This window comes from Lactococcus lactis, from assembly GCF_029023865.1.
GTDB lineage: Bacteria > Bacillota > Bacilli > Lactobacillales > Streptococcaceae > Lactococcus > Lactococcus lactis.
Window position 1 is genome coordinate 211,627 of the sequence record NZ_CP118969.1, and the last position, 16,242, is coordinate 227,868.

At 35.5% G+C, this 16,242-nt stretch carries 17 protein-coding genes; 16 read left to right on the plus strand and 1 reads right to left on the minus strand.

Features of this window, described 5'->3' with window-relative positions; translation table 11 throughout:
- The 4 genes from PYW37_RS01170 to PYW37_RS01185 are packed head-to-tail and all read left to right on the plus strand — an operon-like array spanning position 1 to position 4,485.
- Positions 1–900 (plus strand): glycosyltransferase family 2 protein, encoded by a 900-nt coding sequence (locus tag PYW37_RS01170; RefSeq protein WP_044009728.1) that lies wholly within the window; start codon positions 1–3, stop codon positions 898–900.
- A 33-nt stretch (positions 901–933) separates the two neighbouring features.
- Entirely contained in the window at positions 934–1,344 is a 411-nt protein-coding gene (gene tagD / locus PYW37_RS01175) for a glycerol-3-phosphate cytidylyltransferase (protein ID WP_032943240.1), read from the plus strand.
- A gap of 25 nt (positions 1,345–1,369) precedes the next feature.
- Positions 1,370–3,097, plus strand: a complete 1,728-nt coding sequence (locus tag PYW37_RS01180; protein ID WP_025016587.1) for a hypothetical protein — start codon at positions 1,370–1,372, stop codon at positions 3,095–3,097.
- An 8-nt stretch (positions 3,098–3,105) separates the two neighbouring features.
- Positions 3,106–4,485 carry a DUF2142 domain-containing protein gene (locus PYW37_RS01185; protein WP_044009727.1) on the plus strand — a complete coding sequence of 460 codons (1,380 nt, stop codon included), beginning with the start codon at positions 3,106–3,108 and terminating at the stop codon, positions 4,483–4,485.
- A gap of 67 nt (positions 4,486–4,552) precedes the next feature.
- Here PYW37_RS01185 and PYW37_RS01190 read toward each other — a convergent pair whose 3' ends face one another.
- Positions 4,553–5,923 carry a GH25 family lysozyme gene (locus tag PYW37_RS01190; protein WP_044009726.1) on the minus strand — a complete coding sequence of 457 codons (1,371 nt, stop codon included), beginning with the start codon at positions 5,921–5,923 and terminating at the stop codon, positions 4,553–4,555.
- A gap of 381 nt (positions 5,924–6,304) precedes the next feature.
- Between PYW37_RS01190 and guaB the strand changes: the two genes are divergently transcribed.
- The 12 genes from guaB to PYW37_RS01250 all read left to right on the plus strand — a co-directional run bounded on the left by guaB (position 6,305) and on the right by PYW37_RS01250 (position 16,172).
- A complete protein-coding gene (gene guaB / locus PYW37_RS01195; protein WP_003129822.1) occupies positions 6,305–7,786 on the plus strand; it encodes an IMP dehydrogenase in 1,482 nt (493 codons plus the stop codon).
- Between the two features lie 196 nt (positions 7,787–7,982).
- On the plus strand, positions 7,983–9,137 hold the full coding sequence (gene yqeH, locus PYW37_RS01200) for a ribosome biogenesis GTPase YqeH (protein ID WP_025016585.1): 1,155 nt from the start codon (positions 7,983–7,985) through the stop codon (positions 9,135–9,137).
- 69 nt (positions 9,138–9,206) lie between these two features.
- Entirely contained in the window at positions 9,207–9,710 is a 504-nt protein-coding gene (locus tag PYW37_RS01205) for an NUDIX hydrolase (protein WP_023190012.1), read from the plus strand.
- A gap of 83 nt (positions 9,711–9,793) precedes the next feature.
- On the plus strand, positions 9,794–11,038 hold the full coding sequence (hflX, locus tag PYW37_RS01210) for a GTPase HflX (RefSeq protein WP_023190011.1): 1,245 nt from the start codon (positions 9,794–9,796) through the stop codon (positions 11,036–11,038).
- Between the two features lie 44 nt (positions 11,039–11,082).
- Positions 11,083–11,397: a ribosome assembly RNA-binding protein YhbY gene (gene yhbY, locus PYW37_RS01215; RefSeq protein WP_003129828.1), complete on the plus strand. Its 315-nt coding sequence runs from the start codon at positions 11,083–11,085 to the stop codon at positions 11,395–11,397.
- Positions 11,398–11,443: 46 nt separating this feature from the next.
- Entirely contained in the window at positions 11,444–12,043 is a 600-nt protein-coding gene (locus tag PYW37_RS01220; RefSeq protein WP_012897052.1) for a nicotinate-nucleotide adenylyltransferase, read from the plus strand.
- Entirely contained in the window at positions 12,036–12,626 is a 591-nt protein-coding gene (gene yqeK, locus PYW37_RS01225) for a bis(5'-nucleosyl)-tetraphosphatase (symmetrical) YqeK (RefSeq protein WP_017864046.1), read from the plus strand. The genes PYW37_RS01220 and yqeK overlap by 8 nt, the downstream gene beginning before the upstream one ends.
- 45 nt (positions 12,627–12,671) lie before the next feature.
- Positions 12,672–13,097 (plus strand): GNAT family N-acetyltransferase, encoded by a 426-nt coding sequence (locus PYW37_RS01230; protein WP_021469173.1) that lies wholly within the window; start codon positions 12,672–12,674, stop codon positions 13,095–13,097.
- Between the two features lie 165 nt (positions 13,098–13,262).
- Positions 13,263–13,622: a ribosome silencing factor gene (rsfS, locus tag PYW37_RS01235; RefSeq protein WP_003129832.1), complete on the plus strand. Its 360-nt coding sequence runs from the start codon at positions 13,263–13,265 to the stop codon at positions 13,620–13,622.
- A 100-nt stretch (positions 13,623–13,722) separates the two neighbouring features.
- Entirely contained in the window at positions 13,723–14,457 is a 735-nt protein-coding gene (locus tag PYW37_RS01240; RefSeq protein ID WP_012897056.1) for a class I SAM-dependent DNA methyltransferase, read from the plus strand.
- A 50-nt stretch (positions 14,458–14,507) separates the two neighbouring features.
- Entirely contained in the window at positions 14,508–15,677 is a 1,170-nt protein-coding gene (locus PYW37_RS01245) for a nucleotidyltransferase (protein ID WP_023190010.1), read from the plus strand.
- Positions 15,678–15,746: 69 nt separating this feature from the next.
- Positions 15,747–16,172 carry a hypothetical protein gene (locus tag PYW37_RS01250; RefSeq protein WP_012897058.1) on the plus strand — a complete coding sequence of 142 codons (426 nt, stop codon included), beginning with the start codon at positions 15,747–15,749 and terminating at the stop codon, positions 16,170–16,172.
- Positions 16,173–16,242: the final 70 nt, after the last annotated feature.

Here is a 16,242-nt window from a genome sequence, read left to right on the forward strand (position 1 = left end):
ATGAAATACACAAAGGATTATACTTTATCTATTTTAACCCCTACATACAATAGAGCGTATACGTTAGACAATCTATATAGAAGTTTGATTGGACAATTAGATAAAGATTTAACCTGGGTTGTAGTGGATGATGGAAGTACAGATAATACTGAAGAACTCATTTCAGAATATATAAGACAAAATCTAATTAAAATAGAGTATATCAAACAAGAAAATTCAGGAAAACATATTGCTATTAATTCTGGAGTGAATATTATTGCAACAGATTTGACTATGATTGTTGATAGTGATGACGTTTTAACAGTAGATGCGGTTAAATCAATAAAAGAATATTGGAAAAAAGCTGACAAAAATAACTGTGTAGGAGTAACTTTTCTTCGGGGTTATTCAGAGACTGAAGTTATTGGAAAAAAATTTCCTAAAAATGAAATGATTGACAATGCAAATAAAGTAAGATATAACTTAGGAATAAGTGGTGATAAAGCAGAAGTTGTCCGTACTGACATGTTAAAGAAATACCCTTTTCCCAAATTTAATGGTGAAAAGTTTTTGAGTGAAGGGATTTTGTGGAAACAGCTTGGTTCTGGTACCAAGACACTATTCATAAATGAGATTATTTATATTACAGAGTATCTATCAGATGGTTTGACAAACTCTGGAAGAAAATTATTAATAAAAAATCCTCTTGGAGCAGGGTTAAATGCTAAACTGGCAATGACTAAGGAGTTCTCATTCAAAATGAGGCTACAAAATACTCTTCTTTATACAGCTTATGGATTTTTTGCAAAAAAAAAGCTATCTGAAATTGTACATGAGAGTGGACAATCTGGGTTAGTAATAACTAATCTTTTATTTGGTTGGCTGATTTATCGTTATTGGAAAAACAAGTATAAATTATAGGAGAAAGTTTTGAAAGAAAAAGAAAAAATTGTAATGGTCGCTGGTACCTTTGATATTTTGCATGAAAGTCACATTAATTTATTAAAAAATGCACGTAATCTTGGAGATCGTCTGATTGTTATGTTGTCTACAGATGAGTTCAATTGGAGTGAAAAACAAAAAGTTTCTTACCAAGAGTATGATACAAGAAAATATATCTTGGAGGCTATAAGATATGTTGACTTGGTAGTTCCAGAGCAATCTTGGGAAGATAAAGCACTTTATATTGATATGTTTGATGTAGATGTTTTTGCGATGGGAGATGATTGGAGAGGAAAATTCGATGTCTTAAAAGAACAATTTCCTAATCTCAAAACAATGTATTTTCCAAGAGGTAAGACATCTTCATCAAAAATAAAGGAAGATCTTTGGAAATTATATCAAGAAAAGCAAAATATAAAATGAAAATTTTCGATAGGGGAATAATATAATGATCGAAAGCACTCGAAAAGTTTTCAAAGGTAAAGATTTTAAACTAACTTTCCTTTTTTTTATTGCTAGTTTTATTCTGATTTTGGGAGCAGTAACTCCAATTAACGTATCGGCTAAACAATCAGAAGATGTATTGACTAAAATATTGGTAAAAAATAATGGGGTACCAGTTATCAACACTTCGTACAATGCCTTGAATGTCGAAATGGCATTAAAGGAAATAGAGAGTGGAGAATTTTCACAGCAATTTCTTGAAAGTAGCACATGGAAAGATTTTTTACAAAATGCTCCAACATGGATGAATGTTGAAGATAATGTTATCATTTTTGAAAATGGACTAAAATTTGGTTTAAATATTAAAAATAATGAAGTAGATGCCAAAAGAATTATTACTAGTATTTTAGTTTCTAATGGTCAAGCAGTGATTGACGAATTAAACAAGGATATGGAAGGAAACAAAGTATCACCTATTCCTTTCTACCAACCAGGAAAAATAACAAACAAATTTACCAATCAAAGTGGAATAGCTGAAACTTTTTTAAGCCCAGGGCTAACAGCAATACTAGATGCTAATTTGAACTATGTTAAGCTGGTTGAAATTAACTCCAATCCTCAAAAGTTAAGTATTGATTTAGGAAACACAAGCAAAAATCTAAAGTTTAGCTTGGAAGGAAATTATTCTACCCAAAAGACAAATTTTGAAAGTTATGTTGTTTCTTTAAATCAGGGTATTGAATATCATTTACTTATCAATAAGAAACTTGCTCAATCTACCAATACAGTTAATATAACCATTCCAGCAAATTCTCAATTGGAGATAGATTCTGTAGTAACTGATAATTTAAGTGCAATTTTAAATACTAATAAGGTGGCTTTTAATCCGTCTCCTTCTAATAATTCTCAACCTATGGTTGTTGCAACAATTGGATTCGATAAAAATTTAACAAGTGATATTACAGTGGTAATAAAAGCTCATATGAATATGGGATTGATTTCGAACTTTTCACTTCCACCATTAAATCTTGGTATGACTGCTGTTACTAGTCAAATGGGAAGTGGAGTAGATACTGCAACCACGCCTAAGCTGGTCACTTCAGGAATAAATTTTGCGATGGTCAATGGAAAAACTGATAGTTTGGCCAGTGGTGCAGAGTATCTGTTGACTCGTGAAGACAAAGGGAAAAAAGAAGTTTATCTACAAGACAATAGTTGGGGAGAGGTAGAGAATATAGAGAGTGATGGGCCAATAAATGGTAAAGTAATCACGGGAGGACAGAGATATATTATTGGATTTGGGGAAACTGACATTCCTCTTGATCTGAATCGCTTTAACTTTAACGCAAAAAGAAGTGAAGAGATTAATCATTCTCTGATTCAACTTTACGGTTTAAGCAAAGGATACAATTATTCTTTGTATCAAATAACTGAGGCTAAGGGATTTACAATAAAAGATAAAGTTCATGATTTTAAAATTGATTATGAAAATTTCGTTTCTCCAAATGGTACTTTTTTGGTGAAGAGTTCAATATCTAATGCGAGTGCTCCGATTCCATCATTGAATAGTTTAATCCCAGATTTTTCTTCTGGACTAAATGAATATAATGCCTTACTTGTCAGTGATTCTCCTATGAAAAAAGGAACTTTACTTAGAAATATTCTCATTGCTTCTTTCATTGCTATTTGTGTTATCTTATTAACAATTATTTTAGTTATTAAGTTTGTGTGAGGAGAATAATGAAAAAAAGAATAAATAAAAAAATCGATAAAAAAGAAATTTTAGAAAATAAAATTCATAAAATTTACTTTGTTTTAGCGGTGGTGATTGGAATTATTCTCTCCGTTGGTATGCCTTTATTTAGTGAACCAGATGGTCAGTGGCATTATTCGGTAAGTACAAATATGGTACATCTAAGTAATGACCTCTCAGCTTATGGAGAGCCTGTTGGGACAGGGTTGAATGTTCAAAAATCGGCTTATCAACGAGGAAATCATTTTGAACAGTATTTTGAAAATAAAATTGTCAAAATGCCCATTCAAAATATTCCTCGAACAAATAGTATTCCCCCAGTATTGAGTTCTAATTTTTTAGGTCACTTGATACCAGCAATAGGTGTGTGGATAGGATACCATATCTACCCTTCTGCTGGGGTAATGATCGTTGTAGGACGTTTATTTTCAAGTATAATTTCAAGTTTTATAATTTGTTTAATTATTAAAAAAATCCAAAAAGGTAAATTGGTTGTTTTTGCTTTATCTTTGACTCCAGTTATTGCTGGGACATTGGCAAGTCTAACTTATGATACGTTTTCATATCTACTTGCTCTGCTTGTTTTTTTAATTACTACAAATTTACTTGTAACGAAGCAGATTACATGGAAGAGGATAGCCTCTATTGGGATTGTTTCTGTTTTGATAGTGCTTGGGGCAAAAACTAATGTAAAATTACTATTACTACTTTTTCCTTTGGTATTATTTATTTTAGTATTTGAAAAATTTAAAGATAAAAGAAAAATTCATTTTGAATTTAGGGGTAGGAAATTATGGATTTTTTCCATGGTTATCTTAGGGTTTATAATTATTGCTATGGGAATTATTTTTACGATAAAACCTAGCTTGATTTTTTCAATTTATCGTATTATTATTAATTTTTCAGTAAATTTGTCCCCAAGTCTTTCAATGAATAATATATTCTTAGGGTTACTTGCGTCACCTTATCCAAGTTATAATTATATGCCTTATTGGGTTGCTGGAGCTTGGTATGTTATTATTTTACTGTCAATGCTCGTTGATAAGTACCCTATTTCTAAATGGGTTGGGTTAGGAGCAATAGCTATCTTCTTTATTAATTTTCTAGGAGTTTATCATGGCTTTTTGACATTTCAGGGAGGTGGATATGCTCCAGCGCCTCGTAGTGTAATAATGGGTTCAATTTATGGGCAACAGGGACGTTATTTTACTCCTTTCCTTCTGGTACTAGCCTTGGCTTTAGCGAGTTCAAAGATACGATTACAGGTCGTTTCTGGACAAGCAGTACTCTGGCTCTCGGCTATGCTGGCCATAGTTTCTAATATTATTTTGCTATTTGCGACCTTGTTTGGAATCTATTATCTATAGTCGGCATGGTATATAAAATATCAATAAAATATAAAAAAACTAAGAAAATTTTCTTAGTTTTTTTATTTTAATTAACTTTCCACGCGACTGCACCATACTTCCAACCAAGTCTGAGGAGGTTGTCTTGTTCATAGGAATTTGTGGTGTAGTTGTGTGATCCTGAAGAAGCATTTGGGTTGTAGGCAACATAGAGATTTTTGGAACCATTTGAGTAAAAAGCTGCTCCTCCATTATTGTCCCAACGCCAACCTTTGCTAACGAGTTGCTGTGCTTCATATTTGCTCATGGTGTAATAATGGTCTCCACCTTTTGCATTAGGATTATAAACTCGATAAACGGGTGAACCAGTTGAGGAAGAAAGCCAACCGATTCCTTCGTAACGCCAACCAACATTTTGAAGATTAGTTTTTTCGGCAAAATTTAATGTATAAAAATGTTCACCTGTGTTGGCATTGTAGAGACGATAGACATCTTGTAAGTTTTGTGAAGGAGCACCGAAGATATTATTATAGTCAATTGAAGTATCTAAGTCATTATTTAAAAGATTTGCTGTTCCACCTTTGAAACGCATTTCGCTGGTATACTGCCAAGCGCCGTAAGTGGAGTTTATTGTATTTGAGTTTTTCCACATTGCAGCATAAGTACTGGGTGTCCCGGGTGGATATTGTGCTACCCACATGTTCTTAGCTCCAAGAGTTGAAGTATTTATAACACCGGACGTTATCCAACTTTGGCTAGTATAGTAACGAATATTATGGAAACCATGGCTAGCCATGGTATTTTTAAAAACGATTGAGACGTTTGTCCAATTATAAGCGGTAGAGGGAGCTTCAGCGTCTTCAATCATAACAGTATTACTAGAGAGACCAAGTGTTTTTGCAGTCTTAGCGTAGTATGCGGCTTCGTACTGGATACGTGTTGGATCACTTACGAAGTGATAAGTGGCAATAGTCAACCCAGCCGTTTTAGCCATATTAATTTGAGTTTTAGCGTAAGGATTAGTGTAATTTTCTCCTTCTGTTAATTTTACAACGATTGTCTTAACACCAGCCGATCTTAGAGCATAAAAATCGGCTTGATTCATCCAATTTTGGTAGCTGGAAATATCAACGGCATCACGCCTAGGTAGAGAACTTGTGTTAGAATTTAGCATGGGAGCAGCAGTCGAGAGCATACGGACATGAATAGCTGAAGAAGGTAAAGTTTGGGTAGGGGTTACAGTATTTTCAGACTCATCCTCCTCTGGAGTTGCTGGAGCAACCTGTGTTTGTGGTGCAGGAAGGTTCTTTTGGGCGAGGAGGGCCTCTTGCTCTTGTTTGATGTAGTAGCCCATTGGATGGTCATCTTGACTAACATTATCTTCAGCAAATACTGGTTTGGCGATTAATAGCCCTGACAATAGAATTAGGGGAATAATGTGGGATTTTTTCAGTTTCATTTCTAAATTTTCAGCTTTCCTTTGTGTGGATGAAAAATAAATGGTTTCATATAATATTTTACAATGAGGACAACAAAGCTTTGTTGCGTTATAGTAAAAAATAACTAACATTTTAATGAAAATGTTTTCTTTGGGTTTTAAATGTAATTTTAAACAGTCTTTTTTTACCCTGTATAATATATGTTACCATATTTAAGGCGAGTTTATGAAATAATAAGGTAATTATGAGTTTAAATTTTGCATATTTTTTATTTAATCTGTTTTCTACTGTTGAAATGCTTTGGGAATAGTGGTAGAATAGTAAAAATAAAAAATTGGCGAATGCCATAGAAATATAGCTATATTGCTTATATATAGCACGATAATGGAGGAATATTTTCGATGTCAAACTGGGAAACTAAGTTTTTGAAAAAGGGATTTACTTTTGATGATGTATTGCTGATTCCAGCAGAGTCTCATGTTTTACCAAATGAGGTGAGTATGAAGACAAAGTTGGCTAAAAATTTGACTTTGAATATTCCAATTATCTCTGCTGCCATGGATACTGTAACTGACTCAAAAATGGCTATTTCAATGGCGCGTCAAGGTGGACTTGGTGTAGTTCATAAAAATATGTCTGTTGAGGAACAAGCTGAAGAAATTCATAAAGTGAAACGTTCAGAATCTGGTGTTATTACAGATCCGTTTTTCTTGACTCCAAATCATAAAATTGAAGAAGCTGAAAACTTGATGGCAACTTACCGAATTTCTGGCGTACCAATCGTTGATACGCTTGAAAATCGTAAATTGGTAGGGATTATTACTAACCGTGATTTGCGTTTTATTACGGATTATAATCAACAAATCAAAAATATGATGACTTCTGAAAATCTGATTACTGCTCCGGTTGGAACAACTTTAGATACAGCTGCTCGTATTTTGCAAGAGCATAAAATTGAAAAATTACCTTTGGTTGATGAAGCTGGTAAATTGGCTGGTTTGATTACAATTAAAGATATTGAACGTGTGATTGAATTCCCAAATGCTGCTAAAGATGAGCAAGGTCGTTTGCTTGTTGCTGGAGCAGTTGGTGTATCTTCTGATACTTTTGAGCGTGCGGAAGCTTTGTTCGCTGCAGGGGCTGATGCGATTGTTATTGATACGGCTCATGGACATTCAGCTGGTGTTTTACGTAAAATCCGTGAAATCCGTAATCATTTCCCAGACCGTACTTTGATTGCTGGTAATATTGCTACTGGTGAGGGTGCTCGTGCTTTGTTTGAAGCTGGTGTTGATGTGGTTAAAGTTGGGATTGGTCCTGGTTCTATCTGTACGACTCGTGTTGTTGCTGGTGTAGGCGTTCCGCAAATTACAGCCATTTATGATGCGGCAAATGTGGCGCGTGAATTTGGTAAAACAATCATCGCTGATGGTGGGATTAAATATTCTGGTGATATTGTTAAGGCGCTTGCTGCTGGTGGAGACGCTGTTATGCTTGGTTCAATGCTTGCAGGTACTGACGAATCTCCTGGGGAATTTGAAATCTTCCAAGGTCGTAAGTTTAAAACCTACCGTGGAATGGGTAGCTTGGCAGCAATGAAAAAAGGTTCTAAAGACCGTTATTTCCAAGGGGCTGTTAATGAAGCTAACAAACTTGTTCCAGAGGGAATTGAAGGACGTGTGGCTTATAAAGGAACAGCGACAGATATCGTTTTCCAAATGCTTGGCGGATTGAAAGCAGGAATGGGATATACTGGTGCGGCTGATATTACTGCTTTGCATGATTCAGCACAATTTATCGAAATGTCTGGTGCTGGTTTGAAAGAATCACATCCGCATGATGTACAAATTACTAAAGAAGCACCTAACTATTCTGTACAATAAAAATTACTGACAAGAATTCTGTCAGTAAAAAAAGGGAATTGACAAGTTGTCGTTCTCTTTTTTATTTTGAAATTTACTGACAGAAAAATTTGTCAGTAAAAAGATGATAAAAATAGGTCTTTTATTATAGGAAAAAAGGCTAAAAATGCTGTTGAAATGTGGTATAATAAGCAATATGATTGAAAATGAAAATACAATGGAAGATTTGTACTGTATTGGTTGTGGTGCAAAAATTCAAACTGAGGATAAAAATGCACTTGGCTTTTTGCCTGCGGGTGCTTTGAAGAAAAAAATAGCTGAACGCGACCAAATGGAAGCTGTTCAGGCTGGAGATGAGGGAAGCGAAGCTTCTATCAAAACTGAGGATTTATACTGTCAGCGTTGTTTCCGTTTGCGCCATTATAATGAGATTGCACCGACAAGTTTGACGGATGCAGATTTTTTGCGTTTACTTAAAGAAATTGGTCAACATGACGCTTTGATTGTCAATGTGGTTGATATTTTTGACTTTAACGGCTCTTTGATTCCTAACCTTCATAAATTGACTGGTGGAAATGATTTACTCATGGTTGCCAATAAACGTGATGTTTTACCAAAATCACTAAAAGTTGGAAAATTAACTGCTTGGTTAAGAGAACAAGCGGCTTCACGTTCGCTTAAACCTAAAGATATCTTAGTGACTTCAGCTCAAAATAAAGATGATGTGGCTGAATTGATGGAAGCTATTGAATACTACCGCCGTGGGCGTGATGTCTATGTGGTTGGGGTAACGAATGTTGGTAAATCAACTTTGATTAATGCAATTATTAAATCAGCTTCAGGTTCTGAGGATGTGATTACAACTTCACGTTTCCCTGGGACAACCCTTGATAAGATTGAAATTCCGCTTGATGAAGATTCGGCATTGATTGACACACCGGGGATTATTCACCGTGGGCAAATGGCTCATTATTTGGAACCAGAAGATTTGAAATACGTGTCACCGCGTAAAGAAATTAAGCCGAAAACTTATCAGCTCAATCCTGAACAAACATTATTCTTTGGTGGTTTGGCACGTTTTGATTTTATAAGTGGCGAACGTCAAGGAATGACGGCTTATTTTGACAATGAAATCAATGTTCATCGGACGAAACTTGAAGGTGCGACTGAATTTTATGAAAAGCATAAAGGAGAACTCTTGGCCCCTGCTTTAGTTGGTGCCAAATTGGTTCGTAGTGAGTTTAAAATTACTGACAAATCGGATATTGTCTTTTCTGGTCTCGGCTGGGTTCGTGTGCCACAAAAAGCAGTTGTGGCAGCTTGGGTGCCAGAAGGTGTGGATGTAGTTGTTCGTAAGGCTTTGATTGGGTAAAAAATATTCACAGTTTGTCTTGTAAAATTACTGACAGAATTTCTGTCAGTAAAATCTTGGAGAATTAAAATGGAAGAGACTAGTCAGGATATTGGTTTTACGCGTAATAATCAGTGGTTTCGATATCGGGCAGCTGGAATTATTATTAAAGATGATGCTGTTTTGATGGTTGGCAATGACCACAATGATTATTATTATTCGGTTGGTGGTGCCGTGCAACTGGGTGAAACGGCCGAGAAGGCTTGTCTGCGTGAGATTTATGAGGAAACTGGTTTACAACTTGAAATCGAAAGATTAGCTTTTATCCATGAAAATTTTTTTACAGGTCAGGAAAGTGATTTTTTAAATAAGGTCAATTGTCATGAATTGAGTTTTTATTTTCTGATGAAACCACTGACAGAAAATCTGTCAGTAAAATCGGAGAGTTTTGGGACTGATGGTAGCAAAGAATTTTTGAAATGGATTCCAATTGCTGAGTATAAAAATTACAAAGCTTTCCCGACATTCTTTGCTGACGAGCTGAAAAATCTGTCAGTAAATTCTCAAATCAAAAGAATTGTGACAGCTGAATAAATAAATGAGCAGAGTTTGACTCCATAACAATTTTAGTCTAAACTCAGCTGACAAAAATAAAAAAGGAAAATTTTACTAAAAATTTGATAGATTTAGAAGAAAAACAAGAAAGAGTTCTCCTTGCAGGAGTGGAAACAGCTGAAAATTTTCAGGCTTTTGAGTCATCAATGATTGAACTTGCTGAACTGACAAAAACAGCTGGCGGCTTGGTTATTGACCAATTCACTCAAAAAAGAGAACGTCCAGATAGTCGGACAATGATTGGTTCTGGAAAATTAGAACAAATGCGTTGGGCGATTGAAGTGGGTGAAATTGATACGGTTATTTTCAATGATCGCTTATCACCAAGGCAAAATGTCAATTTAGAAGAAGCTTTGGGTGTCAAAGTCATCGATAGAATGCAATTGATTTTGGATATTTTTGCTATGCGTGCGCGCTCGCATGAAGGAATGCTTCAAGTTGAAGAAGCCCAGCTCAATTATCTTTTGCCTCGTTTGGTGGGACAAGGGATTATGCTCAGCCGTCAAGGTGGGGGAATTGGTTCTAAAGGGCCGGGTGAAACCAAGCTTGAAACAGATCGACGTTATATTCGCACTCGAATTGAAAACATTGATAAAGCCCTCAAAAAAGTTGAAAAAACAAGGGAAAATATTCGTCAAAATCGCTCGAAATCAGGAATTTTTCGGATTGGTTTAATTGGTTACACCAATGCCGGAAAATCCAGCATTATGAATGCTTTAGTTGGGCTTGATAAAGAACAATATGAGCAAAATGAACTTTTTGCGACTTTGGATGCCACAACAAAAGCAGTTAAACTGGTTGAAGATTTTACGGTGTCACTGACCGATACTGTCGGTTTTATCCAAAACCTGCCAACAGAGCTGATTAAAGCATTCAAATCAACACTAGAAGAATCAGCTAATGTTGATTTACTGATTCATGTTGTGGATGCCAGCAACCCTCATCACGAAATTCATGAACAAACAGTTTTGAAAATCATGGAAGATTTGAAGCTTACCAATATTCCTGTGCTGAATGTTTATAATAAAATGGATATAGCACCAAGTGATTTCTTGCCAACTTTATCGCCAAGTTTACAACTCTCAATTAAATCTGAAAGTGGCGTGCAATGGCTGAAAACAGCAATTTTGGAAAAATTACATGAACTTTTTGATGCTTTTGAGTTAGAGTTACCTTACGAAAAAGCCTATCAGTTACCTGAATTACGAAAAAGTGCCTTGGTGCAATCAGTGATTGAGGGTGAAGAAGGGTATCAGATTAAAGGATTGATTGCGCCTGAATTGAGTTGGAAATTACCCAATAACTAAAGGTTGCCGGAAATTTTAAAAATAGAAATAGGAAAAATTAAATCATGGAAATGAACGGGAAACAAAAACGCTACTTGCGTAGCTTGGCAGTTAACATTAAACCAATTGTTCAAATTGGCAAAAGTGGTTTGTCTAATGAAATTTTGACAAGCATTCGTAATGCTGCTGATGCACGTGAACTAATCAAAGTTAATATTTTACAAAACTCAGATGAAGTGGCAACAGATGTGGCAGAAGCAATTGAAGAAATGGGACTTGATGTTGTTCAAATCATCGGTCGAAATCTCATTGTGTTTAAAGTTTCTGACCGCAAAGAAAATCGCAAAATTTCGGTTGAAGTTAAAAATATTGTGAAATAAAGTGTTCTAAAAAATAATCAAAGACTAAGATATAATGGGTGAACAAATGGCAATAGATTTATTGACTCCTTTTACAAAGGTAGAATTAAAAGCTAAAGAAGACGAGAAACGACGGGCAATCGGACTTTTTTGGGGTAATTTTAATCCTGTTCATGTTGGCCATTTGACAATTGCTGACCAAGTGCGCCAAGAACTTAATTTGGAAAAAGTTGTCTTTTTACCAGAACATAATACTGACGGGCATGTTGCAGCTATGCTGACCGCAGCTATTGAAGATTGTCCTGGTTTAGAAGTAGACGCTTGTCGCCTGAAAGCTAAAGATGGCGCTGATATTTATCAAACGGTACTTGAGCTTCATGAAGAAAATCCAGATTGTGATTTTTATTTTATTATCGGTGGTGACATGATTTCTGGTTTAGCTCATTGGGCACATATTGATGAGTTATTAGAATTAGTTCAATTCGTTGGGATTCGTAGGCCTCGTTATCGGGCAGGAACTTCTTATCCGATTATGTGGGTGGATGTTCCAATGATGGATATTTCTGGAAATTTGATTCGGGAACAATTGCACCGTGGAATTAAACCACATTTTCTTTTGGCACCGAAGGTTTTAGATTACATTTTGAAAGAAGGCTTATATGTTTGACTTTTATCCAGAAGTGAATTTATCAAGAGAGGATTTGTTAGCGAAAATTGCTAGCATGGTCAAAAAATCACGTTTTGAACATATGCTCGGTGTGGAAAAAGCAGCAATTGCGTTAGCGCAAAAATATGAAGTTGACCCGCATAAAGCAAGTTTAGCTGGACTTTTACATGACTATTGTAAAGAAGTGGATGATGAAACTTTTCTAGCCTTGATTGATAAATATGGCTTAGATGCTGATTTGAAAAATTGGGATAATAATATTTGGCATGGAAAAGTCGGAATTTATAAAATGCGTGAAGATTTCGGACTTGAAGATGAAGAAATTTTAAGGGCGATTGAGATTCATACGGTCGGAGATAAAGAAATGTCTGGTTTGGCTAAGGTGTTGTATGTAGCAGATTACATTGAGGAAGGTCGAACATTTCCTGGGGTCATTGAAGCCCGTGCCGTTGCTAATCAAGATTTAAATCAAGCAGTTGCTTTTGAAACCATGCGTTTGGTTGAGTATTTGGCAGAACGTCGTTTGACCATTTATCCTCAAACTTTTGAAGCCTATAATGCTTTTATTGGTTATTTGTCTTGAAATATCGTTAGAGATAAACTGCTTATTATGAACAGAGGAAAATGAATGATTAGAAAAGCTGAAATGAAAGATTATCTTGACATTGCTCGCCTTTCTGGAGTACTTGGTTATCCAATTTCTGAAGCGGCTGTCAAGAAAAATCTTGCACGTATTTTAAAAGATGCTGACCATGAATTTCTTGTTTTTGAATTGGGAGAAAGAGTGACAGCTTTCATCGAAGCAGAAATTTATGCTCCGGTTTATGCTGAACAAGTGATGCTAAATGTCTTAGGTTTAGTTGTGGATGAAAAAAATCAAGGACAGGGAATTGGTGCTCAATTACTTAATGCCTTAGAAGAAAAGGCTAAAGCGAGAGAGATTAAAGTTATTAGACTGAACTCCGGAGTGCAAAGGCATGAGGCGCATCAATTTTATGAACATCAAGGTTATACCAGTAATCATTCACAGAAGCGTTTTTTAAAATTTCTCTAAAAATAATGAATATAACAGGCAACTTTTGGTTGCTGTAACTTTTTATGTTAAAATAAGTGGGTCTAGTTTTTACATTTGATTGTAAAGGATCTAGAGAAAATGAATAATAAATCTTAAAAAGATTTTTAATGAATAAAAAGAGGCAAAAAGTCTCGGAGGAAAGAATTGGATTCAAAAAAATTACTTGAAGTGGTTGTAAAAGCAGCCGATGATAAAAAAGCACTTGATATTGTGGCCTTAGATATGTCTGAAGTGACATTTGTTGCAGATTATTTTGTGATCATGGAAGCAATGAATAGCCGTCAGTTAGATGCAATTGCTGATAATATTGCTGAAGCGGCTGAACTTGCTGGAGCAAAAGCAGCAGGTCATATTGAAGGCGATGCAAAAACAGGTTGGGTTTTGATTGACCTTGGTGATATCGTAGTCAGTGTCTTTGGCCATGATGAACGTGGACACTTTAATTTAGAAAAACTTTGGTCTGATGCACCAATGGTAGATATTTCTGGATTTATGGCTGAATAATTAATAGCTTTGTCGGTCTTACTGACAGAGCTCTTATTTATTTTAAAATTTACTGACAGCCCTATTAAAAGAGCTGTCAGTAATTCTAGAAAGGTCTGAAATGGCATTTTACGAAGATTTTTCGAGAGTCTATGATCAGGTCATGGACCAAGAACTTTATGAGCAATGGCTTGATTTTACAAAAAGACATTTACCAAAAGAAACAAAATCAGTTTTTGAATTAGCTTGTGGCTCTGGTGCTTTATCAGTTCGTTTGGCCCAAGAAGGCTACAAAGTGACTGGACTTGATATTTCTGAAGAAATGTTAACTTTGGCCAGTAAAAAAGCTCGACAAGCTGGTTATCAACTTGATTTTACTGCTGGGGATATGCGCGAACTTTCTGGACTTGGAAAATTTGATGCGGTAACTTGCTATTCTGACTCACTTTGCTATTTGGAAAATTTGGATGAATTACAAGCTACGTTTGATGGTGTTTTTGAAATACTAAATGAAGGTGGAACTTTTATTTTTGATGTGCATTCAACTTATCAAGTAGATGAAGTTTTCCCCAATTACTCTTACCATGAAAATGCGGAAGATTTTGCTTTTTTATGGGACTCATTTGGAGGAGAAGTTCCACATTCTATTGTCCATGAATTAAGTTTTTTCATTCAGGGTTCTGATGGGAAATTTACACGAAAAGACGAAGTTCATGAAGAACGGACTTATCCAATCGACGATTATCTCGCACGCTTGGCAACTGCTGGCTTTAAAGAAGCGATGGTCTGTGCAGATTTTACTGACGAGGCGCCGAGCGAAGAAAGTGCGCGTTGGTTCTTTGTCTGTAAAAAATAATCGAAAAAATATTTCTGTCAGTTACTGACAGATTTTTTTAGAGGTAGAAAATGAATAAGATTACAGGAATTATTGCCGAATTTAATCCATTTCATAAGGGACATGAATATCTTTTGGACCAGATTGAGGGCATAAAAATAGTAGCCATGTCAGGGAATTGGATGCAGCGAGGTGAGCCTGCTATTTTTGATAAATGGACGAGAGCACAAATGGCTTTAGCTTGTGGTGCTGATTTAGTGGTTGAATTACCTGTCACTGTTTCGGTACAGGCAGCTGATTTTTTTGCAAGTGGTGCTGTGGCTATTTTAAAAAATCTTGGAATTACTGACCTGGCTTTTGGTTCAGAATCAGCAATTGATTATAATGAAATTGCTGATATTTATGAAAAAAGAGGGGAGGAAATGGAAAGTTACATTCAATCATTAGCTGACCAGTTTTCCTACCCTGAAAAAACTCAAAAAATGTGGCAGCATTTTACGGGAATTGAATTTGACGGGAACACACCAAATCACGTCTTAGCTCTTGCCTATGCTAAAGCAGCGGCAGGTAAACAAATTAATTTACAAGCGATTAAACGCGTCGGAAAATTTCATTCACTAGAGCTGACAGAAGGATTTGCTAGTGCAACCGCACTCCGTCAGGAGTTATTTTCACTGACAGAAAGGCAAAATTTACTGACAGAGCAAACTAATCAATCTGTCAGTAATAAATCGGTGCTGACAGACTTGTCAGCAATAAAAAATCATGTTCCGTCAGCCATTTTAGCGACTTATGCAAGTCCAAAAACTAATTGGGCAGCTTATTTTCCACTTCTGCAATATAAAATTCGAGTTGATGAGCACTTGGAAAATATTTTTCAAGTCAATCAAGAACTTTCTGTCCGCTTAAAAAAGGCGGTCAAATCTGCTAAAAATCTTGATGAATTGGTCGAACAAGTTTATACCAAACGTTATACGAAAGCGCGTGTTCGTAGGTTTTTAACTTATATTTTGTTAAATATTCCAAAGCAGTTTGATTTACCAGAACAAATTCATGTGCTAGGCTTTTCAAAAACTGGTCAAGAAATTTTAGCTCAAAATCGGGGAAAAATTATCAGTAAAATTGGGCAAAACCCATGGGACAACTTGACACAGAAAGCTGATGAAATTTATCAATTAGGAAATGTTCAATTTGAAGAACAAAATTTTGGTCGAAAACCAATTCGTTCATCAATCAGATAGACATTTACGATAAATATTTGTAAATAACGTAAAAAATATGTTATGATAAAAAGAAAAGGAATTTTTATTATGACTGAAAAAAGCATGAAGAATCTTGTCAAAGTGACGGGGATTCTTAACATCATTGGTGCTGCCTTGGTTGTGCTTTCAACCATCGTTTCAATGGCTTCACTATCGCAAGCACTCAATTCAACTGGTTCAAACAGCTTTGAAGCCGGATTTAATGCAGCAAATTCTGGCCCTGCTATGTTTATCAAAATTATTATTGGGTTTGTGGGAATAGCAACATTTGTCCTTGCGATTATTTTACTTCGCCAAAATAGAAGATTCAATTTGAGCAATGCAGCAGCAATTTTAACACTGATTGCAGGAATCTTTGCTTGGGTTATTATATTTGTTTCGCTTGTTTTATGGATTATTGCTGCCGTGTTCTTATTAAGAATGAAAATAAAAGAAGGTGAAGAAAACTCTAATGAAATTTCCTCACAAGAATAATCCCTGATGAAATTAAAGTAAAATCCCGTAAAATCGGGATTTTTTTGATTTCTCATAGACGAGCCTTTAC

Coding starts and splice junctions, on each gene's coding strand:
- PYW37_RS01170 (WP_044009728.1), top strand. CDS start 1: ATGAAATACACAAAGGATTATACTTTATCTATTTTAACCCCTACATAC.
- tagD (WP_032943240.1), top strand. CDS start 934: ATGGTCGCTGGTACCTTTGATATTTTGCATGAAAGTCACATTAATTTA.
- PYW37_RS01180 (WP_025016587.1), top strand. CDS start 1,370: ATGATCGAAAGCACTCGAAAAGTTTTCAAAGGTAAAGATTTTAAACTA.
- PYW37_RS01185 (WP_044009727.1), top strand. CDS start 3,106: ATGAAAAAAAGAATAAATAAAAAAATCGATAAAAAAGAAATTTTAGAA.
- PYW37_RS01190 (WP_044009726.1), bottom strand. CDS start 5,923: ATGAAACTGAAAAAATCCCACATTATTCCCCTAATTCTATTGTCAGGG.
- guaB (WP_003129822.1), top strand. CDS start 6,305: ATGTCAAACTGGGAAACTAAGTTTTTGAAAAAGGGATTTACTTTTGAT.
- yqeH (WP_025016585.1), top strand. CDS start 7,983: ATGGAAGATTTGTACTGTATTGGTTGTGGTGCAAAAATTCAAACTGAG.
- PYW37_RS01205 (WP_023190012.1), top strand. CDS start 9,207: ATGGAAGAGACTAGTCAGGATATTGGTTTTACGCGTAATAATCAGTGG.
- yhbY (WP_003129828.1), top strand. CDS start 11,083: ATGGAAATGAACGGGAAACAAAAACGCTACTTGCGTAGCTTGGCAGTT.
- PYW37_RS01220 (WP_012897052.1), top strand. CDS start 11,444: ATGGCAATAGATTTATTGACTCCTTTTACAAAGGTAGAATTAAAAGCT.
- yqeK (WP_017864046.1), top strand. CDS start 12,036: ATGTTTGACTTTTATCCAGAAGTGAATTTATCAAGAGAGGATTTGTTA.
- PYW37_RS01230 (WP_021469173.1), top strand. CDS start 12,672: ATGATTAGAAAAGCTGAAATGAAAGATTATCTTGACATTGCTCGCCTT.
- PYW37_RS01240 (WP_012897056.1), top strand. CDS start 13,723: ATGGCATTTTACGAAGATTTTTCGAGAGTCTATGATCAGGTCATGGAC.
- PYW37_RS01245 (WP_023190010.1), top strand. CDS start 14,508: ATGAATAAGATTACAGGAATTATTGCCGAATTTAATCCATTTCATAAG.
- PYW37_RS01250 (WP_012897058.1), top strand. CDS start 15,747: ATGACTGAAAAAAGCATGAAGAATCTTGTCAAAGTGACGGGGATTCTT.